Raw genomic sequence first — 25,779 nt, forward strand, 5'->3', positions numbered from 1 at the left:
CTCGCGCTGTCGGTCGCGAGTCGTAGGTTGTCCGGCTGCGCTGCACCAGACAGCGCTCCGACCCGCAGGGGTAGACCATGTCAGATCACATCGTCAGCCTGGCCGTCAGCCTCATCAGCGCCGTGCTCGCGCCCTTCATCGTGCGTCGCATGGGTGGGGGATCTCCCCCGGCCGTGCAGCAGATGGCGGTCCACGGGAGCCACAACACCATCCGGCAGACGCTCGACCAGTCGACGACCCAGCTCGAGGTCATCTACCAGCACCTGCCCGCTCCGCATCGCGCTCAGCAGTCGTCGTCGGAGCCGGGGCCGGAGGACGAGTGGTGGGTCCCCGTAGCCGGGGTCCTCATGGCAGTCGCGGTTCTCGTGCTGGCGTACATCTTCGTCTGGCCCTTCGTCGTCTGGGCCTTCGTGGGCTCGGCCGTCGGACTGATGGTCATGGCCATCTGGACGGGCTCCATGACTCGAGGCGCCCCCGGCCCGCGCGTGGCCACGACGATCGCCGTCCTCATCTCGTCCGCCGCACTGCTGGTCGCCGCCTGGTGGACGCTCGATGGCGGGCCGGGGAGCGACATCAGCTTCGCCCGGATCGACGGTGACGTCGCCAGCCGCTACCCGAACTTCACCACCGGCATGTCGGAGCGTTGGAACGTCCTGCTGGCCCACCGTGGGGAGATCCTCCAGATCCTTGGCTGGGAGGGTTTCATCTTCGTCACCCTGCAGATCGCTGCCGTCGTCCTCGCTGCGCTCCTCGTGTGGCAGCGCGCACGAGAGCTCTCCGGGTGGATCGCTCTCCACAACTTCCCGAAGGGCCCGACCAACGGGAAGCTCATCGAGCGCACCTCCCGGTTCAAGGACGTGGGCAAAGGCACCGTTGCTGCAACCCTGCTCGCGGCCGTCGTCATCGGGCTTGTCAGCGGCGGGTGGGCGCACTCGTGGTATCAGGACCTGCAGGTGGGGCAGATCGAGTCGATTACTACGCGTTGATCACCCCGGTGACGCCGTCGCTGTTGGTGTTCGTGGTTCTAGGCTTTTGCGTCGCACCTCGACCATCAGGGGGACGTGTTTCGAGGCTCGTCGCAGAGCTCCTCGCACCTCAACCACCGAGGGCGCGAGCCATAGGGTGAGGCCATGACTCGCGACTTCCGCAACATCTACACGCACGGGTTCGCTCGGGTGGCGGCGTGCACGATGCCGGTGACGCAGGCCGACCCCTTCGCCAACGCCGACGCGGTCGGCGCGATCGTGCGCGAGCTGCACGACGAGGGCGTCGCCGTCGCGGTCTTCCCCGAGCTCGGGCTCACCGCGTACTCGCTCGACGACCTCTTTCTCCAGGACGTCCTCCTGCGCGACACCGAGGCCGCGATCGACCAGCTCGCCCGGGCCACCGCGGGCCTGCGTCCGGTCTTCGCGGTCGGCGCCCCCCTTCGCCACGGCAACCGGGTCTACAACTGCGCCGTCGTCCTCCACGACGGCGAGGTCCTCGGCATCGCCCCGAAGTCCTACCTGCCCAACTACCGCGAGTTCTACGAGAAGCGGTGGTTCGCACAGGGCGCGGGCGTCGTCGGCGAGACCTTCCGCCCGACGTGGCCCGGGGCCGACGCGCTGCGCGACGCCCCCTTCGGCACCGACCTCATGGTCCACGTCGACGACGTGCCCGGCCTCGTCGTCCACGTCGAGGTGTGCGAGGACCTCTGGGTGCCGATCGCGCCGAGCCACGAGGCCTCGCTCGCCGGGGCGACGGTGCTGCTCAACCTCTCCGCCTCGCCGATCACCGTGGCCCGCGCAGAGGACCGTCACCTCCTCGCCCGGTCGGCCTCGATGCGCTGCACCGCCGCCTACCTCTACGCGGCGGCGAGCGAAGGGGAGTCGAGCACCGACCTGTCGTGGGACGGGCAGACGATGGTCTACGAGATGGGCGAGCTGCTCGGCCAGTCCGAGCGCTTCCCCGCCGGACCCAGGCGCACCACGGTCGACGTCGACGTCGACCGGCTGCGCCAGGAGCGGATGCGCCAGGGCTCCTTCGACGACAACGCCGTCGCGCTCGGCGTCTCGCCGCGCCAGTACCGCGAGCTGCACGTCACCCTGGACCCGCCGGCCGGCGACCTCGGGCTGCTGCGCCCGCTGGACCGCTACCCCTTCGTCCCCGACGACGAGGAGCGCCTCGCCCTCGACTGCTACGAGGCCTACAACATCCAGGTGAGCGGGCTCGAGCAGCGGCTGCGCTCGATGACGAGCCAGACCTGGGCGCCGAAGATCGTCATCGGCGTCAGCGGCGGGCTCGACTCGACCCACGCGCTCATCGTCGCGGTCAAGGCGATGGACCGCCTCGAGCGGCCGCGCACCGACGTCATCGGCATCACGATGCCAGGCTTCGCGACCTCGGACCGCACGAAGACCAACGCCATCGCGCTCATGGAGACCCTCGGCATCACGTGGGAGGAGCTCGACATCCGCCCGGCGGCGACGCAGATGCTCGAGGGGATGGGCCACCCCTTCGGCGAGGCCGCGCAGGCCGGCACGCCCGTCGAGGAGATGGACGACGAGGTCTTCGACGTCACCTTCGAGAACGTCCAGGCGGGGCTGCGCACCGACTACCTCTTCCGCATCGCCAACCAGCGCGGCGGGCTCGTCCTCGGCACGGGCGACCTCTCCGAGCTCGCGCTCGGGTGGTGCACCTACGGCGTCGGCGACCAGATGTCGCACTACGGCGTCAACGCCGGGGTGCCCAAGACCCTCATGCAGCACCTCGTGCGCTGGGTCGCCGGCTCCGGCCAGCTCGAGGAGTCCGCCTCGGAGACGCTGCTGTCCGTGCTCGACACCGAGATCTCCCCCGAGCTGGTGCCGAGCAAGGACGGCGAGCGCCCGCAGTCGACCCAGGACAAGATCGGGCCGTACTCGCTGCAGGACTTCACGCTCTACCACGTGCTGCGCCGCGGCTACCGGCCGAGCAAGATCGCCTTCCTCGCCGAGCACGCGTGGGCCGACGCCGGGCGCGGCGAGTGGCCGAGCTCGGTGCCCGAGGCCGAGCGGGTCGCCTACGAGCTCGCGACGATCCGACGGTGGCTGCTCGTCTTCGTCCAGCGCTTCTTCGACAACCAGTTCAAGCGCTCGGCGCTGCCCAACGGCCCGAAGGTCGTGCCCGGCGGCACGCTCTCGCCGCGCGGTGACTGGCGGATGCCGAGCGACAGCGAGGCCCGGCGGTGGCTCGCCGACGTCGAGGACGGCGTGCCGCACTCCTGACCTGCCGCACCACGGCACGACGAACCCCCGGCGCGCGCGGCGTGCTGGGGGTCTCGTCGAGCAGAGGTGCGGGTCGGCTACTTGATGCCGAGCGCGTCCTTGCCCTCGGGCGAGTCGCCCTCCCCGCGGGAGTACGAGCCGAAGCCCATCAGCGAGAGCACGCGGCCGACGGCCAGCGAGAGCACGGCGATGACGAGGCCGACGACGAGCAGCCACCACTCGAGGAGCACCACACCGATGGTGCCGATGGTGAAGCCCACGAGGCAGACCGCGACGGCGGCCCAGGTGGCGATGTTGTAGCCGTGACCGAGGTCCTCGGCCGCGTGGGGACCGGTGGGGCGTGCGGAGAGCTTGGCGTGACTCATGGCCGCATCCTCCCACGAGCCCGACCGGTCATGCTCAGCCCCGGGTCCCGTCGACCTCGTCCGGCACGACCGGCAGGACACCGGAGCGGATCACCTCGCCGCTGGCGATGTCGACCATGTGCAGGGTCTTCGAGCCCGGGTCTGTGACGTAGGCCGTCTCGTCCTGGACGTGCAGGGTCGGGCGGGCCTCCTGCCACTCCGTCGGCTCCTCCCACGCGTCGACCACCTGCGTCGAGCGGGTGATCTCGCCCGACTCGGGGTCGATGACGTGCAGCTTGCCGTCGGTGCCGAGAACGAGCGCCTCGCCCTGCGGCCCACGACCCAGCGAGCGGAAGGAGTAGCTCGCCGGCAGGTCGACGAGACGCAGCGACGCGTCCCGGGTGTCGGTGATGCTGACCTTCGTCGGCCGCTCGAGCTCGGCGTCGGGGTCGGACTTGTAGTCGCCGAGGACGAAGGGGGACTCGTCGTGACCGGCCTGGTTGCCGATCCGGCCGTAGTCGTCGGGCGAGTCGACCTTCGTGATCTCGTCGCCGTCGACGACGAGCAGGCCGTCCTCGCAACCGAGGACGACGACCCCGTCCTGCGCCGCGGCCTCGCCGTGGACGCCGGGGCACTCGTCCGACGAGGCGACGGTGCGCCCCTTCGCGTCGCGGATCGCCGCACCAGATCGCGACTCCTCGTCGCCGACGGTCGTGATCACCGAGCCGTCCTCGCGCTCGACCGCGACGCCGTGGTGGGGGCTGCGCTCGGTCCACATGCGCCCCTTCGGCAGGGCGGTCGGCCCGTCGCGCAGGTCCTCCGGGTCGATCGACCGCACCTGGCCGTCACCGTCGCCGTAGAGGACCGTGCGGCCGTCGTGCACGACGACGTGGCCGGGGTGCTTCGCCGGGTAGCGCAGGTCGGTCAACGTCGGGGTCGTCGCGTGGTGGTGGTCGTGGTCGCCGTGCGGCAGCGAGTACCCGCCGAGGTCGAGGAGGCGGAAGCCGTCGCCCTCGGTGACGAAGAGGTGGCGCTCGTCGCCGGCGGGGTTGAGCCGGGCGTAGCCCTCGACGGGGAACTCGCCGAGCAGGGTGAGGTCCGTCGCGTCGAGCACGACGACCCCTCCGTCGTGGGTGACGGCGATGCGTGAGGCGCGCCGCCCCTCCTCGGTCGTCTCGCCCGAGGGCGTGCCGACGGCGGTCGAGACCTCCTCGGCCCGCGGGACCGGGGAGGCGGAGGGAGTGGCAGCGGGCTCGGCGTCGGCGCTGCCCGTGGTGCTGCTGCCGCACGCCGCGGTGAGCAGGACGGCGAGCGCGGCGGAGCTGGCGAGGAGCGGTCGGGTGGGGGCGAGGGGGGTCAGGGGGCGTCTCATAGTTGAGAATGATTGTCAGTAGCATTACCATATGTCAACCTGGAGGGGAGCGCGGACCGAGCCGCGGTCACCCCGTCGCACGAAGCGTGGAGGAGCGGCATCATGACCGGGTGACGACCCAGCAGCGAGCGGCGACCCGCAGCCGGATCCACCCCGCCTGGGTGGTCGCCGCCGTGACCCTGCTCGCCCTCGTCGCGGCCGCGACCTTCCGCTCGAGCACCGGTGTGCTCATGGAGCCGATCGAGCGCGAGTTCGGCTGGGACCGCGCGACGACCTCCGGGGCGGTGAGCCTCAACCTCGTCCTCTACGGCCTCGCCGCCCCCTTCGCCGCTGCCGTGATGGAGCGTTTCGGCATCCGGCGGACCGTGACGACCGCGCTCGTCGTCGTCGGCCTCGCCAGCGGCGCCACCCTCGTCATGACCTCGCCGTGGCACCTGTGGCTGCTGTGGGGCTTCGTCATCGGGCTGGGCACGGGGGCCATGGCGCTCGTCTTCGGCGCGATCGTCGCCAACCGGTGGTTCGTCGCGCACCGGGGGCTCGTCACCGGCCTCTTCTCCGCCGCCAACGCGACCGGTCAGCTGCTCTTCCTGCCGGTCATCGCGTGGACGGCGACCGAGCTCGGGTGGCGCGCTGCCGCGGGGATCGTCGCGGCGCTCTCGCTCGTCGTCGCCGTGCTCGTCGGGCTCTTCCTCACCGACCGCCCGTCCGACCGCGGGCTCATGCCCTACGGGGTCGCCGAGGGCTACGCCGTCACCGACCCGGGCCCGCCGAGCGAGAACCCCGCGGTCACCGCGCTGCGCGTGCTGCGCCAGGCCTCTCGGCACTGGGCCTTCTGGGCGCTGGCCCTGACCTTCTGGGTGTGCGGGTGGTCGACGAACGGCCTCGTCCAGACCCACCTCGTGCCCGCCGCGCACGACCACGGGATGCCCGCGACGGCCGCCGCCGGGCTGCTCGCGCTCGTCGGCATCTTCGACGTCGTCGGCACGATCGCCTCGGGCTACCTCACCGACAAGGTCGACCCGCGCCTGCTCCTGTGCGCCTACTACGCCCTGCGCGGCCTCAGCCTGCTGACCATCGACGCGCTCCTCGCTCCCCACGTGCAGCCGGGGATGTGGGTCTTCATCGTCTTCTACGGCCTCGACTGGGTGGCCACCGTGCCGCCCACGGTCGCGCTGTGCCGCACCCACTTCGGGCTGCAGCGCTCGGGCGTCGTCTTCGGGTGGGTCTTCGCCGCCCACATGGTCGGGGCGGGCGCCGGCGCGTGGGTGGCGGGCGCGATCCGCACGGCGACCGGCACCTACGCGAACGCGTGGGTGACCGCTGCCGTCCTCTGCCTGCTCGCCGCCGCCGTGTGCTGGACGATCCCGCGCCGCGCGGTGGACGGGGACCGCGAGGTCGCCGCAGCCTGAGGCGGCGAAGGGGGACCCGCGCCGTCGGGTCGGGACCAACCCCTAGGGGTGGAGAGGTCCCGGCGGCCTGCGTGGCACGGTCGAGAGATGGACATCCTCGCAGCCGGCCCCTGCCCCACCTGTGGTGGCGATGCTGCGTCCGTCGTCGCGGACAGCCGCTTCGACGCCAGCGGCGCCCACGAGAAGCTCACGCTCACCTGCCCGGACGGGCACTCCTGGACGGTCACCGACCACGACGAGCCCGGACCCGTGCGCCGGGTCCTGGCCCACCTGCTGCCCTGACCCGGCACCACCTGTGCGTCAGACGACGAAGGAGTCCGCCACCTCGAGCGCCTCGTCGAGGATCGCCAGCCCGGTCCGTGCGTCCTCGTCGGAGATGACGCACGGCGGCACGACGTGCGTGCGGTTCATGTGCACGAAGGGCCACAGCCCCCGCTCCTTGCAGGCCGCGGCGAAGGCCGCCATCGGCTTCGCGGCGTCGCCCGTCGCGTTGTAGGGCACGAGCGGCTCGCGGGTGCTCGGGTCGCGGACGAGCTCGAGCGCCCAGAAGGTCGCCATGCCCCGGATCTCGCCGACGCTCGGGTGGCGCTCGGCGATGCGGGCGAGCTCCGGCCCGATGACCTCCTCGCCGACCCGACGGCTGTGCTCGATCACCCCTTCGTCCTCGAAGATGCGCATCGACGCGACTGCGCTCGCGCACGCGAGCGGGTGGCCCTGGTAGGTCAGGCCACCCGGGTAGGGGCGGTCGGCGAAGGTGTCGCGGATGCGCTGCGAGACGACCACCCCGCCGAGGGGGACGTACCCGGAGTTCACCCCCTTCGCGAAGGTGATGAGGTCGGGCGTCACGCCCCAGCGCTGGATGGCGAACCACTCGCCGCAGCGGGCGAAGCCGCTCATCACCTCGTCGGCGATCATGACGATGCCGTGCTCGTCGCAGATCTCGCGCACGCCGGCGAGGTAGCCGTCCGGCGGCACGAGGACGCCGTTCGTGCCGACGACGCTCTCGAGGATGATCGCGGCGATCGTGCCCGGGCCCTCGACCGCGACGAGGTCGCGCAGGTGCTGGAGCGCGCGCTCGCACTCCTCCTGCGGGGTGCTCGCGTGGAAGGCGCTGCGGTAGAGGTGCGGTCCCCAGTAGCGCACGACGCCGGGCATGCCCGGCTCGCTCGCCCACCGGCGCGGGTCACCGGTGAGGGCGATCGCCCCCGCGGTGGCCCCGTGATAGCTGCGGTAGGCGGCGAGCACCTTGTGCCGGCCGGTGTGCACGCGCGCCATCCGCAGGGCGTTCTCGTTGGCCTCGGCCCCGCCGTTGGTGAAGAAGACGTGGTCGAGGTCGCCGGGGGCGCGCTCGGCGATCATCCGCGCCGCCTCGGACCGCATGTCGTAGGCGAATCCCGGCGCGAGAGTAGCCATCCGGGCGACCTGCTCCTGGATCGCCGCGACGAGCCGGGGGTGCTGGTAGCCGATGTTGACGTTGACGAGCTGGCTCGAGAAGTCGAGGAACTCGCGACCGTCGTAGTCGGTGAAGCGCACCCCTGACGCCGAGGCGATCGGCAGGGGGTCGATCTGCGCCTGCGCCGACCAGGAGTGGAAGACGTGGGCGCGGTCGAGCTCGTGGACCCTCTCGGCGGACAGCTGCGGCAGATCGCTCATGACCGCAGGCTAGTCACAGCTCCTCGTGGTGGTCGGGGTCTGCGTCGAAGAGACGTCCGTCGGCGCGTCCGAGGGCGGTGATCGCAGCGACCTCGTCCTCGCCGAGCTGCACGGAGGCGGCCGCGAGGTTGTCGCGCTGGCGCTGGGCGTCGGCAGACTTCGGCAGGGGCATCGCGCCGAGGGCGACGTGCCACGCGAGGACGACCTGGCCGGGGGTGAGGTCGTGCGCCTCGGCGGCCGCGACGACCGCCTGCTCCTCGAAGAGGTCTCCGCCGCGGGCGATCGGCGACCACGACTGGGTGAGGATGCCGCGCTCGGCGTCGACCGCGCGCATCTGCTCCTGCGGGAAGTAGGGGTGCAGCTCGACCTGGTTGGCGAAGGGGGTGACACCCGTGGCCTCGACGACACGGTCGAGGTGGGCGGCGGTGAAGTTGCTGACGCCGATGTGACGCACGAGGCCGGCCTCGCGGGCCTCGACGAGCTGCTCCCACGCGGTGAGGTACTCGTCGCGCGAGGGGTTGGGCCAGTGGATGACGACGCTGTCGAGGTAGTCGAGGTCCATGACCTGCAGGGAGGTCTCGACGCAGCGGCGCGCGCCGGTGTGGTCGCGGCCGGGGACCTTCGTCTGCAGCCAGACGTCCTCGCGGGCGATGCTGCTGGCCTTCACGGCCTCGGCGACCTCGCGCTCGTTGCGGTAGTTGACCGCCGTGTCGACGAAGCGGTAGCCGACCTCGAGGGCCGAGGCGATCGCCGCGACACCCTCGCTGCCGCGCAGCGGGTAGGTGCCGAAGCCGATGACGGGGACCTCGGTGCCGGGGTCGGTCGACAGGGTGCGGGTGGGTGCGACGCTCATGTCTCGCACGCTACCCGCGCCACCCCGGCGGTGGTCGCGAGGCTCAGGCCCCGGAGGGCCTTCGCACCTCGACCGGCGAAGGCCTCGCTGGTCGAGACGCTCGCTGGTCGAGGTGCGACGCAGGAGCCTCGAGACCACCGCCCAGAGAGGTCAGGGGACGATCTCGTCGCGGCTGTCCCACGGCACGAAGTCCGGCATCTGCGAGGCGCGGGCGGTGAAGTCGGGCTCGCGCTTGGCGAGGAAGGCCGCGACACCCTCCTTGCCGTCGCCCATCGAGGTCTGCTGCATCGCGATCGACTCCACGGCGTGGGCGTCGAAGGGGTGGGTGGCGGCGGAGCCCCGGTAGACCATCCAGCGCATGAGCGCGGTGCTCACCGGGGAGCGGCCGGCGACGAGACGTCGGGCGAGCTCGCGCGCGGCCGGCATGAGCTCGTCGGGCTCGTGCACCGAGCGCAGGTAGCCGATGTCGTGCATCTCCTGCGCCGTGCGGATCTCGGCGGTGTAGAAGAGCTCGAGCGCCGACTCCAGGCCCACGACGCGCGGGAGGAACCAGCTGCTCGCGGCCTCGGGCACGATGCCGAGCCGGCCGAAGACGAAGCCGATCCGCGCGCTGCTCGACGCGAGCCGGAAGTCCATCGCGCACGGCATCGTCGCGCCGATGCCGACCGCCGCGCCGTTGATCGCCGCGATGACCGGCTTGGTGCAGCGGAAGATCGCGAGCGAAACCTTGCCGCCGGTGTCGCGGATGCCGTCGACGAGCTCGGGGTCGTCGGGGCGCTCCTGGATGTCGGCCGGCGTGACGACCTGCTCCTCGTCGATGCCGAAGACGTTGCCCTCGCGCGAGAGGTCCATGCCCGCGCAGAAGGCCCGCCCGGCCCCGGTGACGATGACCACCTTCGCGTCGTCGTCACCGCTCACGTGCCCGAAGACGTCGACGAGCTCCTCGTGCATCTGGACGGTGAAGGCGTTCATCGCCTCCGGCCGGCTCAGGGTGATCGTCGCGATCCCCTCGTCGTCCACCTCGTAGGTGAGGGTCTCGTACGTGCGCTCGGTCATCGTCGTCCTCTCGCGCCCCGGGCCGTGGCCTCGGGCTGATGGGTGGTGCTGCGGGCTGGTCAGGCGGTCGGGTCGGCGACGACGCGGTTGGTCAGGGCGCCGATGCCCTCGACCTCGGCGACGACGACCTGGCCCTGCGCGAGGTAGGTCGGTGGCGTCATGCCGTGGCCGACCCCGCCCGGGGTCCCCGTCGCGATGATGTCACCGGGGTTGAGGCGCACGACCGTCGAGATGTGCTCGACGAGCGCGACGGGGTCGAAGAGCAGGTCTGCGGTGCTGTCGCGCTGACGCAGGACGCCGTCGACGTGGAGCGAGACCTCGAGCTCGGGGCGCACCCCGCCGGGCAGCTCGTCAGGGGTGACGAGGTAGGGCCCGACCGGTGTCGAGGAGTCCCACGTCTTGCCCTGGAGCCACTCGCCGGTGCGCATCTGCCAGTCGCGGCAGCTGATGTCGTCGACGACGGTGAAGCCCGCGATCGCCGCCTCGGCGCTCTCCCCCTTCGCCCGGCGCACGCGCTGCCCGACGACCACGCCGAGCTCGACCTCCCAGTCGAGCGCCTCGGTCTCGGGCGGGAGCGGGATGTCGTCGTGCGCGCCGACGAGCGCGTCGGCGAACTTCGCGAAGAGCGTCGGGTGGGTCGGCAGGTCGTGCCCCATCTCGACGATGTGGTTCGTGTAGTTCAGACCGACGCACACGACCTTGCTCGGGGCCGTGACGAGCGTGGCGAAGTCGGCCCGGTCGACCGGGTGGGTCGGGCCGTCCGCGAGGGCCGCCGTGCGCCAGCCCGGGTCCGCGAGCAACGCGCCGACGTCGGCGTGACCGGTCTCGACGAGGGTGTCCCCCTCACGGCGCACGGCGCGCGTGCCACCCGCCGTGCGGATCGTCGCGAGCCTCATGCCGGTGCGCCCTCCCTGGTGGGCAGCGCGGCGAGGAGCCGCTGCGTCGCCTCGTCGTACTCACGGGCGAGCTGGTCGACGAGCTCGGCGACGGGCAGGACGTCCTCGATGCCGGCGACGCCCTGGCCGGCGGACCAGATGTCGCGCCAGGCCTTGCTCTCCTTCGCGTGCTCGTCGTGCGGGTTGGTCACGTGGTGCAGGTCGACCCGCTCGGGCGAGGCGAGGTGCTCGGGGTCGAGCCCCGCGGCCTCGATGCTGCCGCGCAGGAAGTTCGCCGGGATCGAGGAGATCGAGGGCGTGTAGACGATCTGCTGCGCGGTGTGGTCGGTGATCATCGCCTTGTACTCCTCGGCGACGGTCGCCTCCTGCGTCGCGAGGAAGCGCGTGCCCATGTACGCGAGATCGGCGCCGGCCGCCTGCGCGGCGAGGACGTCCTGACCGCTCGACAGGGCCCCGGCGAGGAGCAGCGTGCCGTCCCACACGCGGCGCACGTCGGCGATGAGGGCGAAGGGGTTGATCCCGCCCGCGTGACCGCCGGCACCGGCGCTCACGAGGATGATCCCGTCGACGCCCGCGTCGGCGGCCTTCTGGGCGTGCACCGCACCGGTCACGTCGTGGAAGACGAGCCCGCCGTAGGAGTGGACCGCGTCGACGACCTCCTGGACGGCGCCGAGGCTGGTGATGACGAGGGGCACCTCGTGCTCGACGATCCGCTCGAGATCGGCCTCGATGCGCGCGTTCGTCCGGTGGACGATGAGGTTGACGCCGAAGGGGGCGGGCTCGGGGGCGTCCGGCGCCGCGGGGGCGGCGAGCCCCTCCTCGATCTCGCCCAGCCACTCGTCGAAGCCTGCGGTCGTGCGCTGGTTGAGCGCCGGGAAGGTGCCGAGCACCCCGGCTCGGCACGTGCCGATGACTAGCTCGGGCCCGGAGGCGAGGAACATCGGCGAGGCGACGACCGGCAGGCGGAGCCGGCCCTGCAGCTGTGCGGGGAGGGTCATGGGCTCACTCTCTCCGAGATCGGCCGAGATGCACCAGTCGCGCGGCATGTGTCACACCGCCCGCCTCCCCCCTCGCCCCACGCCTCCCCCCTTCGCCGAGGTATGGAGATCGGGCGGGATCCGCCGTGAGATCCGACCGATTGCCATACCTCGGCGAGGGGGGGCGGGGTGCGGGGTCAGCGGGAGCGGCGGGCGGCGAGCTCGAGGCCGCGCTGCATCACCGACCAGTAGCCGGACGGGGCGACCCGGGCGAGCGCGTCGAGGGCCCGGGCGTCGTTGCCGACGAGCAGGCGCCGGCGGCGCGCGACGAGCGCCTCGACGATCTCCTCGGCGGCCTTGTCCGCCGGGTAGCGCAGCGCCTTGTCGAAGGCCCGCCGCCCGCGGGCCGCCTCGTCGGGGTCGACACCCGACGCGGTGCGCGCGTTGCGGGCGATGTTCGTCGCGATGCCGCCCGGGTGCACCGAGGTGACACCGACGGGCTGGTCCTCGGCGTCGAGCTCGCTGGCGAGCGACTCGTTGAAGCCCCGCAGCCCGAACTTGCTCGTCGAGTACGCGGTCTGGCCGGCCGGGCCGACGAGACCGAAGAGGCTCGACAGGCCGACGACCTGGCCCTGACCGTTCTCGATCATCAGCGGCAGCAGCGCCCGGGTGAGCCGGATCGGGGTGTGGAGGTTGACCTCGAGCAGCCAGTCGAAGTCGGCCTCGCTCGTCTGCACGAAACGCCCGCCGAGGGCGACGCCGGCGTTGTTGACGAGCACCCGCACGTCGGGGTGCGCATCGCGCAGGCGCGCGGCGAGCGGGGTCACCGCGTCGCGGTCGGAGAGGTCGGCGACGTAGGTGCTCACCCTCACCCCGGGCGACTCGTCACCGACGAGCCCGGCGACCCGCTCGAGCCCGTCGGCGTCGCGGTCGACGAGCGCCAGGTGCGCCCCGCGACGGCCGAGACCCCGTGCGATGTGCTCGCCCATCCCGCCGGCAGCCCCGGTGACGACGGCGGTCGCACCGGCGACGTCGAGCGGGGGCCGGGAGGGGCGCCGGAGGGCCGGGCGGCTCATGCCCTCACCTCGACGAGGTCGCCGACCGAGTCGTCGGTGTTGCTCGACGACCCCGGGAGGTCGACGGTCGCCGGGGCGGCAGCCCCGGTGGGCAGGTGCACGCCCACCGCGCCGAGCGGCACGAGGTGCATGTCCTGGGTGACGTCGGCGGCGCGGAACGCGCGGCGGTCCTTCATGTAGCTCTGCTCCATCGTCCAGGGGTCACGGTCGCCCACCTTCGGGAAGGCGCCGACGGCGCGCTGCACGTACCCGGAGGTGAGGTCGAGGATCGGGGCGGGGGTCATCCCCTCGGGCGCGACGGGCACGGCGGCGCCGATGCCGTGCTCGCGCATGTGGTGCACGAGCCGGGCGACGAAGCCCGACACGAGGTCGGCGCGCAGCGTCCACGACGCGTTGACGTAGCCGACGGTCATCGACATGTTCGGCACCCCGCTGAGCATGAGCCCGCGGTAGGCGAAGGTGCGCCCGATGTCGACCGCGCGGTCGTCCACCGTGAGGCGGATGCCGCCGAGCGCCTTGAGCCGCAGGCCGGTCGCGGTGACGACGACGTCGGCCTCGACGAGCCGCCCGTCCTGCAGACGGATCCCGCCGTGCTCGAAGCGGTCGACGTGCCCGGTGACGACCTCGACCGAGCCGGAACGGATCGCGGTGAAGAGGTCGCCGTCGCGCACGGCGCACAGCCGCTGGTCCCACACGTCGTACGGCGGGGTGAAGTGCTCGTCGACGACCTCCTGGGGCAGCACCCGCCGCAGCGCGCCGAGCACGATCCCCCGCGCCGCCGAGGGGCGCACCCGGGACAGGACGTAGAGGAAGCGCTGGACGAGGACGTTCTTCGTGCGGGCCACCTGCTGCACCGGACCGGGGGGCAGCACGCGGCGCAGGCGCTCGACGAGCCGGTCGCTCGCCGGGACGGCGATGACGTAGCTCGGGGTGCGCTGCAGCATCGTCACCGACGCGGCCGTCTGCGCCGCTGCGGGGACGAGCGAGACCGCGGTCGCCCCCGAACCGATGACGACGACGCGCCGCCCGGCGAGGTCGAGGTCCTGCGGCCAGTGCTGCGGGTGCACGACCTCGCCGCCGAAGTCCTCGACCCCGACGAAGCCCGGGTCGTGCGGGCTGTCGTAGTCGTAGTAGCCCGACCCCAGGTGCACGTACCGGGCCCGCACCACGCGGGCCGACCCATCGGCTCCCTCGACCTCGACGGACCACCGCTGCGCCTGGCTCGACCAGCTGGCGGCGACGACCGAGCACCCGAGGTAGGTCCGCTCGGCGATGCCGCTGTCGGCGGCGGTCTCGCGCAGGTACTCGAGGATCGAGGCGCCGTCGGCGATCGACTGCTCCCGGTCCCACGGGCGGAAGGGGAAGGACAGCGAGTACATGTCGGAGTCCGAGCGCACGCCCGGGTAGCGGAAGAGGTCCCACGTGCCGCCGCTGCTGTCGCGCGCCTCGAGGACGGCGAGGTCGAGGTCGGGGTCGCGCTCGAGCAGGCGGTAGGCGGCCCCGATGCCGGAGATGCCGGCACCGACGACGAGGACGTCGAGCTCGTCGGGCAGGTCGGCCGGGCCGCGCCGCACCGCGGCAGCAGCCTGGTCGTACTCACGAGTAACACTCATGGGACCACTCTGCCCCACCGACCTGGGCGCTGCCGCCGATCACCGCCCGGCAGATCGCCGGCCCCGGCAGCCGGGAGCCCGGTCAGGGCCGCTCGAGGTTCAGGACGCAGGCCCCCGGCTCGGCGAAGGGGGCGAGCCCGGCCTGCGTCGCGTCGTCACCGGCACGACGCAGGAGCCCGTCGACGAGCCCGAGATGGACCTGGCACACGACGTCGGGGTGGACCTGGGCCACGTCGAGCAGGGGGCACGTGCGCAGCCGCACGTGGTCGGGGTCGGTGTCGTCGGGCGCGAAGCCCAGCCCACGCAGCGCGCCGACCACCGACGGGCGCGCGTCGCCGCCCTCGACCGGCTCGACGTCGCGGCGCTCGCTCCACGCACGACCCACCGCGTGCGAGATGTCGCGCAGCCGCTCCCCCGTCCCCGGGCCGGACGCGAGCTGCTCGACGAAGGCCGTCGCGAGCGCGCGGTACTCGCGCACCGAGTGGTCGGAGGGCTCGGCGACGTAGACGGCGCTGGGCCGCCCACGGCCACCCGCATGGCGCCGGGCTCGCTCGACGTGGCCGGACGCGACGAGCGCCTCGAGGTGCGCGCGCACGGTGTTCGGGTGCACTCCCGTGGCCGCGGCGACCTCCACGACCGAGCGCGGGCCGCCGGCCTCCTGGAGCGCGAGGAGGGTGCGGCGCTGCGCCGTCGTGAGCCCGGACTCCCCCGGCGCACCCCGAGCTGGCGCCGGTCCGAGCGGAGGAGTATTTTTCACGAAGACACCGTCTTAAATATCGGGCGGAGGGTCTACCCCTGCCCACGACGCAGGAGGACCCATGACCGAGCCGACCCGCACCCTGCCCCTGGCAGCCGCCCAGCACGAGTGCGCCTGCGGCTGCACGGACGAGGGGGTGCCCGCGCTCGACGTGCGGTCGATCCCCCACGCCGTCCGGCACGCCGCCGTCATCGGCGCGCTCGGCGCGATCCCGTCGGGCGGCTCGATCGACCTCGTCGCGCACCACGACCCGGTGCCCCTCCTCGCGCAGGTCGACGCCCGCGAGCCGGGCACCTGGTCGGTCACCTACCTGGAGCGCGGCCCCGAGGTCTGGACCCTGCGCCTCACGCGGGCCTGACCGCACGAGGAGGCAGACGCCATGTGCACGTACTGCGGGTGCGAGACCTTCGAGGTCGTCGGGCGCTTCACCGCCGAGCACGTCGAGGTCATCAACACGGCCGGGCTGCTGCGGCGGGCTGTGCACGACGGCGTCCCCCGGGAGCAGGTCGTCGCGCTCGTCGACCTCGTCCGCGGCCTGCTCGACCCGCACACCCGGGACGAGGAGGTCGGCCTCTTCGCCGTGCTGCGCGAGGACGAGACCTTCGCCGACCACGTCGAGGGGCTGTGCGCCGAGCACGAGCAGCTGGACGCACAGCTGAACGCGCTGCGCGCGGGTGACCACTCGGTCGTCGACCGCCTCTCCGCCGACCTGCGCGAGCACATCCACAAGGAGGAGAACGGCCTCCTCCCCGCCGCCGCCGTCGGCCTCTCCGCGCAGGACTGGGAGCGGGTCGACGCGCTCACGCCCGCACCGCGTCACCGGGCCCACCGGTGAGCACCGCCGGGGGCACGACGGCCCGCCCCTCGGCGTCGCCTGGCGCCCCCGGCCGCCCGACACGTGGCACGTGGGGCCTGCGCGACCGGCCCGGGCTCGTCTGGCTCGTCCTCGCCGCGGCGACGGCGCTCGTCCACCCCTTCGTCCCGGGGTCGACGTGGCTCATGGTGCACATGGTCGCGCTCGGCGCGATGAGCCACTCGGTCATGGTGTGGAGCACCCACTTCGCGACGACGCTGCTCAAGACCGCGCCCGATCTCGACCCCCGGGCCGCGCAGGGGCGGCGGCTGCTCCTGCTGCACGCCGGGGCCGTCCTCGTGCTCGTCGGCGTGCCGACGAGCCTGTGGCCCGCGACGGTCGTCGGCGCCACCCTCGTCGTCGCGGCGGTGGCCTGGCACGCGGTCGCCCTGTGGCGACGGCTGCGCCACGCGCTGCCGGGCCGCTTCCGGGTCACGGTGCGCTCCTACCTCGCCGCCGCGGCCTGCCTGCCGGTCGGGGCGCTCCTCGGCACCCTGCTCGCCCGCGGGCCGGACGACGAGATGCACGCGCGCCTCGTCGTCGCGCACTCCCTCGTCAACGTCCTCGGCTGGCTGGGGATCACGGTCGTCGCGACCGTCGTCACGCTGTGGCCGACGATGCTGCGCGCCCCGATGGACGCCGACGCCGAGCGGCGGGCACGCACCGCCCTGCCGGTCCTCGTCGGCGGGCTGGCCCTCGCCGTCACCGCCGCGCTGGTCGGCAGCCGGCCGCTCCTCGCGGTCGGGCTGCTCGTCTACCTCGCCGGCCTCGCCCGGTCGGCGTCCTCGATGGCCGGCCCGGCCCGTGCTCGGCCGCCGCGCCACCACGCCCCGGCATCCGTGGCCGCCGGGCTGCTCTGGCTCGTCGCCGGGGTCCTCGCCGTCGCGTGGCGGGTGGCCACCGCACCCACCTGGGCCGATGCCGCCACCGGGTACGACGCCGTCGCGGCGGTCTTCGTCGTCGGCTTCATGCTCCAGGTGCTGCTCGGCGCGCTGAGCCACCTCGTGCCGTCGGTCATCGGCGGCGGCCCGTCGGTCGTGCGTGCGGGCATGCGCGAGATGGACCGGTGGTGGGTCCTGCGCCTCGTCGTCGTCAACGGCGGGCTCGCCCTCTGCCTGCTCCCCGTGCCCTCCGGCGCGCGCGTCCTGTGCTCGGTCCTCGTGCTCCTCGCACTGGTCGTCTTCGTCCCGCTGCTCCTCCGGGCCATCCGGGCGTGCATCGCGCAGCGTCGTGCGATCGCCGAGCGCACGGCGAAGGGGGAGCCCCCGCCCTCGCCCTCCCAGGGCCGCGCGGAGGTCGCCGCCGTGCTCGACGCACCGGTCCCGGTGCACCAGCTCGGCGCCGGGCTGGCTGCGCTCGCGCTCGCCGTCGCGGCCGGCCCGGCGACGGCCCCGGTGCTCGGCGCGGACGTGCCGGCGGCCGCGAGCGAGCAGGTGGCCCCGACCGGCGTCACCCGCGACATCGAGGTCACGGCCACCGGAGACATGACCTTCGAGCCCAGCCGGGTCGACGTCGACCCCGGCGACCGCGTCGTCATCACCGTGCGCAGCACCGACGCCTCGACCCGGCACGACCTCGTCTTCGACGACGAGCACCGCTCCGAGCGCATCGGCGAGGGCGAGAGCTCGACGCTCGACCTCGGCGTCGTCGGCAGCACCCGCGAGGGCTTCTGCTCGGTCACCGGGCACCGGCTCATGGGGATGACCTTCACCGTCGCGGTCCGCGGCGAGCCCGCAGGTGGCACACAGGGGTCCGACGGCGGCGGGCACACCGGCCACGACGGCGCCGCGGGAGCGGCCGGTCCGGGCACGGCCGGCTCGCAAGGGTCCCCCTTCGCCCTCGACCCGACCGCGCGCTGGTCCGACGGCTTCGAGGCCGCCGACGCCGTCCTCCCGCCGCTCGACGACGACCGGGTGCACCGCGTGACGCTCACCGTGCGCGAGACGACCGCGGAGGTCGCGCCCGGGGTCCGGGCGACGCGGTGGACCTTCGACGACGGGTCCGGCCGCACCGGTCCTGGGCCGGTGCTCCACGGGCGGGTCGGCGACCGCTTCGTCATCACCCTCGTCAACGACGGCTCCATGGGGCACTCGGTGGACCTGCACGCCGGCGAGCTCGCCCCCGACCGGCCGATGCGCACCATCGCGCCCGGCGAGCGGCTCACCTACACCTTCACGGCGACGCGGGCCGGGATGTGGATGTACCACTGCTCGACGATGCCGATGTCGACCCACATCGGGGCCGGCATGCACGGCGCGGTCGTCATCGAGCCCGAGGACCTGCCCGAGGTCGACCGCAGCTACGTCCTCGTCGCCTCGGAGATGCACCTCGGGGCTCCGGACGCCGGCGGGGTCCGTCCGGTCGACGCAGAGGCCGCCGCGGACGACCGGCCGAGCCTGATGACCTTCAACGGCGCCGCCTTCCAGTACGACGCGCAGCCGCTGCCGGCCCGGGTCGGCGAGCGCGTGCGCATCTGGCTGCTCGCCGCAGGACCGAGCCGCCCGACCTCCTTCCATGTCGTCGGCGGCCAGCTCGACACGACGTGGCTCGAGGGCACCTCCACGCTCGACCGGCGCGACGCGGGTGCCGGTGGAGCGCAGGCCCTAGGACTGCTGCCGGCGCAGGGCGGTTTCGTCGAGACGCGCTTCGTCCAGGCCGGGCGCTACCCCTTCGTCAGCCACGTCATGGCCGACGCCGAGCGGGGCGCGCACGGGGTCTTCGAGGTCACAGACCGGCGCTGAGACCGGCGCGACGGCAGCGCGAAGGGGGGCGTCAGCTCGTCGACGGGGCCGGGTCGGCGGCCCGGGCGAAGGTCGAGGTCGCCACGGCGAGCACGGCCTCCGGGTCGTCGACCTGGGGGCAGTGCCCGCACCCGGCGAGCAGGACGTGCTCGGCCTGCGGCAGCCGCTCGCGCGCGGTCTGCGCCTGCGCGGGCAGGAGCAGGCGGTCGCGCTCGCCCCAGGCGATGGTCGTCGGCACGGCGAGCTCACGGGGCACGCGGTGGTGACGTGACCCGAGCAGGTGCGGCCAGAAGCCGCGCCCGGTGCGCAGCGCGAGCGTGTCGCCGAGGGAGACCTCGGGGTCGACGTGCTCGGGGCGCGTGTACAGCGGCCAGAAGGCGATCGCGTGCAGCCGGGGCGAGCGGTGCACCGCCCGGTGCACCCGCTGCGGCAGGTAGGAGCCGGCCTTGAGCGCGAGCAGGGTCGACGCGGCGACGGCGAGATGGCGGCGAGAGGCGAAGCCCGCGGGGGCGAGCGCGACGGCGGAGCGGACCGACCCGCGCCCGGCCAGCTCGAGGGCCACGAGACCGCCGAGCGAGTTGCCGACGACGTGCGGGCGCTCGAGACCGAGCTCGGCGGCGAGCCTCTCGACCTGCTCGGCGGTGCTCGTCATCGACCAGCCGTCCGGGGCGCTCGGCGGGCCGGACCGCCCGAAGCCGGGCAGGTCGACGACGACGACGTCGTGGCCTGCCGCGTGCAGCAGCGCGGGCAGCCGCCCCCAGGCCTCGCGCCGGTGACCGATGCCGTGGACGAGGACGACGGGCTCGCCGTCGCCGCGCAGCCGGGTGTGCTCGATGGTGGCCATGACCGAGACGTTACCGACCGGTAGCCGGGCGTGCCGTGATCCGGACGACATCCCCACGGTCCGCGCGGCCCTGACAGGATCGTCCCGTGAGCCTCCTGACTGATCTCCCCCTGGCCCCCCGTGACCCGATCATCGGCCTCACCGAGGCCTTCCTCGCCGACCCGCGCGAGACGAAGGTCAACCTCGGCGTCGGGGTCTACACCGACGAGAACGGCCGCGTGCCCCTGCTGCGCTGCGTCGAGCACGCCGACGAGCGCGTCGTCGACGGCACCCGCCCGTGGTCCTACCTGCCGATCGACGGCCTCCCGGCCTACCGCTCCGCGGTCGCCGGGCTCGTCTTCGGCGACGAGCTGGCGCACGAGCGGGTCGCCGTCGTCCAGGGCGTGGGCGGCACCGGCGGGCTGAAGATCGCCGCCGACCTCGTCCACCAGACCACCCCTGACGCCCGCGTCCTCATCTCGGACCCGAGCTGGGAGAACCACCGCGCGATCTTCACCCGCGCCGGGCTCACCGTCGACAGCTACCCGTACTACGACGCGCAGACCCGCTCGGTCGACGTCGACGGCATGCTCGACGCGCTGCGCGCCGCCGAGGCCGGCACCGTCGTCGTGCTGCACGCCTGCTGCCACAACCCCACGGGCTACGACCTCACCCCGCAGCAGTGGGAGCAGGTGCGCGACGTCGTCGTCGAGCGCGGGCTCGTGCCGCTGCTCGACATGGCCTACCAGGGCTTCGCGCACGGCATCGAGGAGGACGGCGCGGCCGTGCGCCTCTTCGCGCGCACCGGCGTCGCGATGCTCGTCGCCACGTCCTTCTCGAAGTCCTTCAGCCTCTACGGCGAGCGGGTCGGCGCGCTGAGCGTCGTGTGCGCCGACGCCGACGAGGCCGCCCGGGTGCAGAGCCAGCTCAAGGTCATCATCCGCACGACGTACTCGAACCCGCCCAGCCACGGCGCGCTCGTCGTGAGCACCGTGCTCGGGGACGCCGAGCTGCGCCAGACCTGGGAGGACGAGCTCGGCTCCATGCGCGAACGGATCCGGGCGATGCGCACCCGTCTGCGCGACGGGCTCGCCGCGGCGATCCCGGGCGCCGACGTCGAGCACTTCGTCGTGCAGAACGGCATGTTCTCCTACACGGGCCTGAGCGCCGAGCAGATGCGCGCGCTGCGCGAGGAGCATGGCGTCTACGGGCTCGACTCCGGCCGCATCTGCGTCGCTGCGCTCGACGAGCGCAACCTGCCGACGGTGATCGAGGCGGTCGCCGCCGTCTGGTGACCTCTCGCCGGGCATGACGAAGGGGGCGGACCCGCCGTGGCGGGTCCGCCCCCTTCGTGCTCCTCAGTGCTCGATGAGCTCAGTGCTCGGTCGGGTCCGCGGCCTCGTCGGCCTTCGTCGCGTGGACGGTGCCGTGCACGTGGTCGGGCGGGCCGTACAGCGAGTACACCTGGAGCGGCTCGACCCCGGTGTTGGTGATGTTGTGCCACGACCCGGCGGGCACGAGGACGACGTCGTCGTCACCCACCTGACGGTCGAAGGACAGGTCGTCCTGCGCGGGGCCCATCTGCACGCGCCCCTCGCCGGACTCGACCCGCAGGAACTGGTCGTGGTCGTCGTGCACCTCGAGCCCGATGTCGTCACCGGGGGCGATCGACATCACCGTGAGCTGGAGGTTGGCGCCGGTCCACAGCGTCGTGCGGAAGTTGGAGTTCTCGAGCGTGGCGCGCTCGATGTTGACGACGAAGGGCTTGGGGCCCTGGTCGGTCGGCTCGGACGAGACGGTCATGGTGGTCCTCCTCGGTCGTGGAGATGGGTGCTGGTGATGCCCGGGTCGCTCAGACGCGGGCGATGTCGGGCACGTCGGTCGGGTCGCTGTCCACCGGGTCGCCGTCGGCGACCTTCGTCGCCGCCGTCGTGTCCGCACCCGCCGGGGCGCTCGTGCGGATGAGGTGGTCGAAGGCCGACAGCGCGGCCGTCGAGCCGTCGCCCAGGGCGACGACGATCTGCTTGTACGGGGTCGTCGTGACGTCGCCGGCGGCGAAGACGCCCGGCAGGCTCGTCGCGCCGCGGTCGTCGACGACGACCTCGCCGCGCTCGCTCAGCTCGACGCCGCTGCCGATGAGCCACTCGGTGCTCGGGAGCAGACCGATCTGGACGAAGACGCCGTCGACCGCGGTCGTCAGGGCGTCGCCGCCGTCCCGCGGCTCGTGGACGAGACCGGTGACCTTCGCCCCGTCGCCCCCGACCTCGGTGGTCCGGCGGCCGAGCTCGACGTCGACGTTGGGCAGCGAGCGCAGCTTGCGCTGGAGCACCTCGTCGGCGCGCATCTCGTCGAGGTACTCGACGACGGTGACGTGGCGCACGACGCCGGCGAGGTCGATCGCGGCCTCGACGCCGGAGTTGCCGCCGCCGATGACCGCGACGTCCTTGCCCTTGAAGAGCGGGCCGTCGCAGTGCGGGCAGAAGGTGACGCCCTTGTTGCGGTACTCGTCCTCGCCCGGCACGTCCATGGTGCGCCAGCGCGCACCGGTCGCGATGATCACCGAGCGGGCGCGCAGGCCGGCGCCCGAGGCGAGGTCGACGGTGACGAGACCGTCCTCGCCGGCCTCGGTGATGCCCGACGCGGTCTGGCCCTTGACGAGGTCGACGTCGTACTCGTGGACGTGGCGCTCGAGGTCGGCCGCGAGGGTCGGGCCGTCGGTGCGCGGGGTGCCCACGAGGTTCTCGATCGACATCGTGTCGTTGACCTGCCCGCCGAAGCGGTCGGCGACGAGACCGGTGCGGATCCCCTTGCGGGCGGCGTAGATCGCGGCCGAGGCGCCGGCGGGGCCACCGCCGAGGACGAGGACGTCGTAGGGCTCGCGCTCGGAGAGCGCCGCGGCGGCCTCGAGCGAGCCGGTGCCGCCGGTGATGTCGTCGAGCTTGGCGAGGATCTCGGAGAGCTCCATGCGGCCGGAGCCGAAGCTCTCGCCGTCCAGACGCATCGACGGGACGGCCATGACCCCTTCGCGCTCGACCTCGTCCTGGAAGAGGGAGCCCTCGACGACCGTGTGGGAGACGCCCGGGTTGAGGACGGCCAGGGCGTTGAGCGCCTGGACGACCGTCGGGCAGTTCTGGCAGGTGAGCGACATGTACGTCACGAAGTGGTGCTCGCCCTGCACGGCACGGGCGGCGGCGAGGGTGGCCTCGTCCTCCTTGACCGGGTGGCCGCCGACCTGCAGCAGCGCGAGGACGAGCGAGGAGAACTCGTGGCCGAGGGGCAGGCCCGCGAAGGTCACCGCGACCTCGGGCGCGGAGACGCGCTGGATCCGGAAGGCGGGGCGGCGCTCGTCGATCTCGTCGCCCTCGGCCTCGCGCAGGGTGAGCAGGTCGTGCATGCCCGCGATCTGCGTGAGGAGCTCGCGCAGCTCGCCCGACTTGGGTCGCTCGTCGTACGCGGCGACGAGCTCGACGGGCTCGCGGAGGTTGTCGAGCAGGGACTTCAGCTGGGTGGCCAGGGGGGCGTCGAGCGCCATAGGTGGGGACTCCTCGGGCGGTAGCGGTGCGGGTGGTGCGAAGGGGGGTGCAGCGGCGCCGTGGCCACGGCCCGGGGACCTCAGGGGTGGTCCCCGGGCCGGGGCACGGCGTCAGGAGGGGTGGATCAGATCTTGCCGACGAGGTCCAGGCCCGGGGTGAGGGTGTCAGCACCCTCCTCCCACTTGGCGGGGCAGACCTGGCCCGGGTTGTTGCGCACGTACTGGGCGGCCTTGACCTTGCGGACGAGCTCGGAGGCGTTGCGGCCGATGCCCTCGGCGGTGACCTCGGCGAACTGGATGACGCCGTCCGGGTCGACGAGGAAGGTGCCACGGTTGGCCAGGCCCTCGTCCTCGCGGAGGATCTCGAAGCCGCGGGAGATGCGGCCGGTCGGGTCGCCGAGCATCGGGTAGCCGATCTTGCCGATGGTCTCGGAGGTCTCGTGCCACGCCTTGTGCGTGAAGTGCGTGTCGGTGGAGACCGAGAAGACCTCGACCCCGAGGCCCTTCAGCTCGTCGTAGTAGTCCGCGAGGTCGCCGAGCTCGGTCGGGCACACGAAGGTGAAGTCAGCCGGGTAGAAGAAGAAGATCGCCCACTTGCCAGCGATGTCCTGGCTGGAGAAGTCCTTGAACTCACCGTTGACGTAGCCGGTGGCCTCGAAGGGCTTGACCTGGGTGTTGATCAGCGACATGCGAATGTGCTCCTGACGATGGGGGGTGAGGGGGTGGACCCTGTCCGGATCCGTTCCTTCTTTGGAACGGTTCCAGACTAGGTGATTTGTCTCGGGCGGTGCAAGTCAGGGGGTGGTCAGGTGCCCACCCCGTGGACACCCCCGTCAGACCACGGCAGGTGCTGCCCCAGGTCAAGACCTGTTCCGCCAGGTACGGATCGGGTCAGGCGCACTACCGCCGGGCCCGGGGGGCCGCCAGAGTTCGGGGCGCCGCGGCACCCCCTTCGTCCGCGGCTCCCGGCCGGGACCCGGCCACGACACCAGGAGAACCACCGATGTCGATCCGCCTGTCGCACACCCCCCGCCCGCTGGGCCGCGCCGCTCTCGCCCTCGCCGCCACCGCGGCCCTGGGTCTGACCGCGCTGCCCACGACCCAGGCCGCCCCCACGGCCGTCGAGGCACCCACCGCGCCGTCCGCCCCCTCCCCCGGCGCCGAGGAGGACGTCCTCGTCGACTTCGTCATGGCCCGCGACGGCGTGAGCCGCGCGAAGGCGCAGTCCTACCTCGACGCCAAGCACGAGCGTCAGGCCGCGATGCGGGCGCTGGAGAAGCTGGGCGTCGACGTCGACGGCGCGTACTTCAAGGGCGAGCGGCTCGTCGTCGTCGTGGGCTCCGACGCGGACGCCTCGGCCGCCCGCACGGCGGGGCTCGTCCCCTCGCGGGCCGCCGGCCAGAGCGAGCTCGACGCCCGCGCCGCGACGATCCTGCGCGGTCTCGGCTCGGCCAAGGACGAGATCTCGAGCATCGGCTCGGACGTCACGACGGGCACGGTCTCGGTGCGCCTGGCCCCCGGCGCGAGCGCTGCGGTGCGCCGCCAGCTGGCCGCGACGCCCGGCGTGACCGTCACCCAGGGCGACACCCTGTCGACCCAGGCCGACGTCTACCCCGGCCGGATCATGGATCTCGCGCCGGGCACGAACTGCTCGCTGGGCTACCCGGGCAAGACCGCGAGCGGCAACAACGTGCTGCTCACGGCCGGTCACTGCGTCGAGGGCCTGCCCGACATCTACGACGTCAACGGCACCCACATCGGCAAGGGCACGAGCTCGCGCTTCCGCACCGGCTCCTCCAGCGTCGACATGGGCCTCATGGACATCGACTCCGAGGACCGCGGTGTGCCGCAGGTCGACAGCCGCGGGCACTCGGGCTACTACGCCGTCAAGGGCATGAGCAAGAACGCCGTCGGCACCGAGATCTGCAAGGCGGGCAACACCACCGGCTGGACCTGCGGGACGATCAAGGCCTACAACCGCACCGTCAACTACGGCGGCACCGTGACCTCCGGCCTCGCCGAGGCCAGCGTGTGCACCGAGGGCGGCGACTCCGGCGGCGCCTACATCGGCGTCGGCAACCTCGCCCAGGGCATGACCTCCGGCGGCCCCGTCGGGGTGGACTGCGGCTACAACCGCGGCTACAGCGCCGGGTCGTACAGCTTCTACCAGCCCGTCGTCGACGCGGCGAGCTACTACGGGGTGACCATCGACCGGATGTGAGGCCGTCGCGAAGGGGGCGGACCCGGGGGGGTACCCGGGTCGCCCCCTTCGGCGTCGTCGATGGGCACGATGAGCCCATGAGCGACTACTCGACAGGCGACGAGGTCAGCTGGAAGACCTCGCAGGGCACCACCCACGGCACCGTCGTGGAGAAGAAGACGAAGGACTTCCAACACGACGGGCAGAAGTTCACCGCGAGCGCGGACGAGCCGGCCTACGTCGTGAAGTCCGACAAGACCGGCGCCACCGCCGCGCACAAGGGCAGCGCGCTGACGAAGAGGTCCTGACCCGCACAGGGTGAGCGCGAATCGCCGTGACGTCGCCGACGTAGCGGCGATTCGCGCTCACCGGGAGCCGACGG

General features: G+C 73.0%; 24 protein-coding genes. 10 read left to right on the forward strand and 14 right to left on the reverse strand.

All coding sequences use genetic code 11. The features are described from left to right. Positions 1-77 precede the first annotated feature (77 nt). Together L6241_RS14235 and L6241_RS14240 are read left to right on the forward strand one after the other, a co-directional pair. Positions 78-986: a hypothetical protein gene (locus L6241_RS14235; RefSeq protein ID WP_368246801.1), complete on the forward strand. Its 909-nt coding sequence runs from the start codon at positions 78-80 to the stop codon at positions 984-986. 144 nt (positions 987-1,130) lie between these two features. Then, positions 1,131-3,242 (forward strand): NAD(+) synthase, encoded by a 2,112-nt coding sequence (locus tag L6241_RS14240; RefSeq protein WP_368246802.1) that lies wholly within the window; start codon positions 1,131-1,133, stop codon positions 3,240-3,242. Positions 3,243-3,319: 77 nt separating this feature from the next. Here the strand turns inward: L6241_RS14240 and L6241_RS14245 are convergent, their stop codons facing one another. Further along, a complete protein-coding gene (locus L6241_RS14245) occupies positions 3,320-3,607 on the reverse strand; it encodes an HGxxPAAW family protein (RefSeq protein ID WP_068271697.1) in 288 nt (95 codons plus the stop codon). Positions 3,608-3,641: 34 nt separating this feature from the next. After that, a complete protein-coding gene (aztD, locus tag L6241_RS14250) occupies positions 3,642-4,958 on the reverse strand; it encodes a zinc metallochaperone AztD (RefSeq protein WP_368246803.1) in 1,317 nt (438 codons plus the stop codon). Positions 4,959-5,068: 110 nt separating this feature from the next. On the opposite strand from aztD, the gene L6241_RS14255 reads away from it, so the two are divergent. After that, a complete protein-coding gene (locus L6241_RS14255; RefSeq protein WP_368246804.1) occupies positions 5,069-6,367 on the forward strand; it encodes an MFS transporter in 1,299 nt (432 codons plus the stop codon). A gap of 87 nt (positions 6,368-6,454) precedes the next feature. Next, positions 6,455-6,649 carry a hypothetical protein gene (locus tag L6241_RS14260; protein ID WP_252975789.1) on the forward strand — a complete coding sequence of 65 codons (195 nt, stop codon included), beginning with the start codon at positions 6,455-6,457 and terminating at the stop codon, positions 6,647-6,649. 18 nt (positions 6,650-6,667) lie between these two features. Here the strand turns inward: L6241_RS14260 and L6241_RS14265 are convergent, their stop codons facing one another. From L6241_RS14265 to L6241_RS14300, 8 genes are all read right to left on the reverse strand, one after another. Continuing rightward, complete coding sequence (locus L6241_RS14265) at positions 6,668-8,020, reverse strand: aspartate aminotransferase family protein (protein WP_201464850.1); 1,353 nt, start codon at positions 8,018-8,020, stop codon at positions 6,668-6,670. Between the two features lie 13 nt (positions 8,021-8,033). Further along, positions 8,034-8,873 carry an aldo/keto reductase gene (locus L6241_RS14270; protein WP_368246805.1) on the reverse strand — a complete coding sequence of 280 codons (840 nt, stop codon included), beginning with the start codon at positions 8,871-8,873 and terminating at the stop codon, positions 8,034-8,036. Positions 8,874-9,023: 150 nt separating this feature from the next. Continuing rightward, entirely contained in the window at positions 9,024-9,929 is a 906-nt protein-coding gene (locus L6241_RS14275; protein WP_368246806.1) for a crotonase/enoyl-CoA hydratase family protein, read from the reverse strand. A 59-nt stretch (positions 9,930-9,988) separates the two neighbouring features. After that, positions 9,989-10,825 carry a fumarylacetoacetate hydrolase family protein gene (locus tag L6241_RS14280; protein ID WP_368246807.1) on the reverse strand — a complete coding sequence of 279 codons (837 nt, stop codon included), beginning with the start codon at positions 10,823-10,825 and terminating at the stop codon, positions 9,989-9,991. Continuing rightward, complete coding sequence (locus tag L6241_RS14285; RefSeq protein WP_368246808.1) at positions 10,822-11,823, reverse strand: NAD(P)H-dependent flavin oxidoreductase; 1,002 nt, start codon at positions 11,821-11,823, stop codon at positions 10,822-10,824. The genes L6241_RS14280 and L6241_RS14285 overlap by 4 nt, the downstream gene beginning before the upstream one ends. A 176-nt stretch (positions 11,824-11,999) precedes the next feature. Next, the gene (locus tag L6241_RS14290) at positions 12,000-12,878 is read right to left on the reverse strand and encodes an SDR family NAD(P)-dependent oxidoreductase (protein ID WP_368246809.1); all 879 of its coding nucleotides are present in this window, start codon (positions 12,876-12,878) and stop codon (positions 12,000-12,002) included. Then, on the reverse strand, positions 12,875-14,491 hold the full coding sequence (locus tag L6241_RS14295) for a flavin-containing monooxygenase (protein ID WP_368246810.1): 1,617 nt from the start codon (positions 14,489-14,491) through the stop codon (positions 12,875-12,877). Before L6241_RS14295 ends, L6241_RS14290 begins: the two co-directional genes overlap by 4 nt. An 82-nt stretch (positions 14,492-14,573) precedes the next feature. Further along, positions 14,574-15,248 carry a helix-turn-helix transcriptional regulator gene (locus L6241_RS14300; RefSeq protein WP_368246811.1) on the reverse strand — a complete coding sequence of 225 codons (675 nt, stop codon included), beginning with the start codon at positions 15,246-15,248 and terminating at the stop codon, positions 14,574-14,576. Between the two features lie 61 nt (positions 15,249-15,309). Between L6241_RS14300 and L6241_RS14305 the strand changes: the two genes are divergently transcribed. Genes L6241_RS14305 through L6241_RS14315 form a run of 3 tightly spaced genes read left to right on the forward strand, consistent with a single transcriptional unit; the run spans position 15,310 to position 18,842 of the window. Then, positions 15,310-15,606, forward strand: a complete 297-nt coding sequence (locus L6241_RS14305) for a DUF2249 domain-containing protein (protein ID WP_068271660.1) — start codon at positions 15,310-15,312, stop codon at positions 15,604-15,606. A 21-nt stretch (positions 15,607-15,627) separates the two neighbouring features. Beyond that, positions 15,628-16,083: a hemerythrin domain-containing protein gene (locus L6241_RS14310; RefSeq protein WP_368246812.1), complete on the forward strand. Its 456-nt coding sequence runs from the start codon at positions 15,628-15,630 to the stop codon at positions 16,081-16,083. After that, the gene (locus L6241_RS14315; RefSeq protein WP_368246813.1) at positions 16,080-18,842 is read left to right on the forward strand and encodes a multicopper oxidase domain-containing protein; all 2,763 of its coding nucleotides are present in this window, start codon (positions 16,080-16,082) and stop codon (positions 18,840-18,842) included. Before L6241_RS14310 ends, L6241_RS14315 begins: the two co-directional genes overlap by 4 nt. A gap of 31 nt (positions 18,843-18,873) precedes the next feature. On the opposite strand, the gene L6241_RS14320 is transcribed toward L6241_RS14315, so the two are convergent. Then, positions 18,874-19,686: an alpha/beta fold hydrolase gene (locus L6241_RS14320; RefSeq protein ID WP_368246814.1), complete on the reverse strand. Its 813-nt coding sequence runs from the start codon at positions 19,684-19,686 to the stop codon at positions 18,874-18,876. An 86-nt stretch (positions 19,687-19,772) separates the two neighbouring features. Between L6241_RS14320 and L6241_RS14325 the strand changes: the two genes are divergently transcribed. Next, positions 19,773-20,960: an aromatic amino acid transaminase gene (locus tag L6241_RS14325; RefSeq protein WP_368246815.1), complete on the forward strand. Its 1,188-nt coding sequence runs from the start codon at positions 19,773-19,775 to the stop codon at positions 20,958-20,960. A gap of 79 nt (positions 20,961-21,039) precedes the next feature. Here the strand turns inward: L6241_RS14325 and L6241_RS14330 are convergent, their stop codons facing one another. The 3 genes from L6241_RS14330 to ahpC form a co-directional block, all read right to left on the reverse strand. After that, on the reverse strand, positions 21,040-21,468 hold the full coding sequence (locus L6241_RS14330; protein WP_068271649.1) for a cupin domain-containing protein: 429 nt from the start codon (positions 21,466-21,468) through the stop codon (positions 21,040-21,042). 49 nt (positions 21,469-21,517) lie between these two features. Beyond that, positions 21,518-23,197: an alkyl hydroperoxide reductase subunit F gene (gene ahpF / locus L6241_RS14335; RefSeq protein WP_368246816.1), complete on the reverse strand. Its 1,680-nt coding sequence runs from the start codon at positions 23,195-23,197 to the stop codon at positions 21,518-21,520. Between the two features lie 125 nt (positions 23,198-23,322). Beyond that, positions 23,323-23,886 carry an alkyl hydroperoxide reductase subunit C gene (gene ahpC, locus L6241_RS14340; RefSeq protein ID WP_068271642.1) on the reverse strand — a complete coding sequence of 188 codons (564 nt, stop codon included), beginning with the start codon at positions 23,884-23,886 and terminating at the stop codon, positions 23,323-23,325. A gap of 314 nt (positions 23,887-24,200) precedes the next feature. Between ahpC and L6241_RS14345 the strand changes: the two genes are divergently transcribed. Further along, a complete protein-coding gene (locus tag L6241_RS14345) occupies positions 24,201-25,418 on the forward strand; it encodes a trypsin-like serine protease (RefSeq protein WP_368246817.1) in 1,218 nt (405 codons plus the stop codon). 77 nt (positions 25,419-25,495) lie between these two features. After that, positions 25,496-25,705 carry a DUF2945 domain-containing protein gene (locus tag L6241_RS14350; RefSeq protein WP_251720529.1) on the forward strand — a complete coding sequence of 70 codons (210 nt, stop codon included), beginning with the start codon at positions 25,496-25,498 and terminating at the stop codon, positions 25,703-25,705. Positions 25,706-25,779: the final 74 nt, after the last annotated feature.

The sequence above is a fragment of the Janibacter sp. Y6 genome (assembly GCF_040900765.1).
In the GTDB taxonomy this organism is placed as follows: Bacteria; Actinomycetota; Actinomycetes; order Actinomycetales; family Dermatophilaceae; genus Marihabitans; species Marihabitans melonis.

Excerpts from the sequence above, each read along its gene's own strand:
- L6241_RS14235 (WP_368246801.1), top strand. The coding sequence starts at position 78 with ATGTCAGATCACATCGTCAGCCTGGCCGTCAGCCTCATCAGCGCCGTG.
- L6241_RS14240 (WP_368246802.1), top strand. The coding sequence starts at position 1,131 with ATGACTCGCGACTTCCGCAACATCTACACGCACGGGTTCGCTCGGGTG.
- L6241_RS14245 (WP_068271697.1), bottom strand. The coding sequence starts at position 3,607 with ATGAGTCACGCCAAGCTCTCCGCACGCCCCACCGGTCCCCACGCGGCC.
- aztD (WP_368246803.1), bottom strand. The coding sequence starts at position 4,958 with ATGAGACGCCCCCTGACCCCCCTCGCCCCCACCCGACCGCTCCTCGCC.
- L6241_RS14260 (WP_252975789.1), top strand. The coding sequence starts at position 6,455 with ATGGACATCCTCGCAGCCGGCCCCTGCCCCACCTGTGGTGGCGATGCT.
- L6241_RS14265 (WP_201464850.1), bottom strand. The coding sequence starts at position 8,020 with ATGAGCGATCTGCCGCAGCTGTCCGCCGAGAGGGTCCACGAGCTCGAC.
- L6241_RS14270 (WP_368246805.1), bottom strand. The coding sequence starts at position 8,873 with ATGAGCGTCGCACCCACCCGCACCCTGTCGACCGACCCCGGCACCGAG.
- L6241_RS14275 (WP_368246806.1), bottom strand. The coding sequence starts at position 9,929 with ATGACCGAGCGCACGTACGAGACCCTCACCTACGAGGTGGACGACGAG.
- L6241_RS14280 (WP_368246807.1), bottom strand. The coding sequence starts at position 10,825 with ATGAGGCTCGCGACGATCCGCACGGCGGGTGGCACGCGCGCCGTGCGC.
- L6241_RS14285 (WP_368246808.1), bottom strand. The coding sequence starts at position 11,823 with ATGACCCTCCCCGCACAGCTGCAGGGCCGGCTCCGCCTGCCGGTCGTC.
- L6241_RS14290 (WP_368246809.1), bottom strand. The coding sequence starts at position 12,878 with ATGAGCCGCCCGGCCCTCCGGCGCCCCTCCCGGCCCCCGCTCGACGTC.
- L6241_RS14295 (WP_368246810.1), bottom strand. The coding sequence starts at position 14,491 with ATGAGTGTTACTCGTGAGTACGACCAGGCTGCTGCCGCGGTGCGGCGC.
- L6241_RS14305 (WP_068271660.1), top strand. The coding sequence starts at position 15,310 with ATGACCGAGCCGACCCGCACCCTGCCCCTGGCAGCCGCCCAGCACGAG.
- L6241_RS14310 (WP_368246812.1), top strand. The coding sequence starts at position 15,628 with ATGTGCACGTACTGCGGGTGCGAGACCTTCGAGGTCGTCGGGCGCTTC.
- L6241_RS14320 (WP_368246814.1), bottom strand. The coding sequence starts at position 19,686 with ATGGCCACCATCGAGCACACCCGGCTGCGCGGCGACGGCGAGCCCGTC.
- L6241_RS14330 (WP_068271649.1), bottom strand. The coding sequence starts at position 21,468 with ATGACCGTCTCGTCCGAGCCGACCGACCAGGGCCCCAAGCCCTTCGTC.
- ahpF (WP_368246816.1), bottom strand. The coding sequence starts at position 23,197 with ATGGCGCTCGACGCCCCCCTGGCCACCCAGCTGAAGTCCCTGCTCGAC.
- ahpC (WP_068271642.1), bottom strand. The coding sequence starts at position 23,886 with ATGTCGCTGATCAACACCCAGGTCAAGCCCTTCGAGGCCACCGGCTAC.
- L6241_RS14345 (WP_368246817.1), top strand. The coding sequence starts at position 24,201 with ATGTCGATCCGCCTGTCGCACACCCCCCGCCCGCTGGGCCGCGCCGCT.
- L6241_RS14350 (WP_251720529.1), top strand. The coding sequence starts at position 25,496 with ATGAGCGACTACTCGACAGGCGACGAGGTCAGCTGGAAGACCTCGCAG.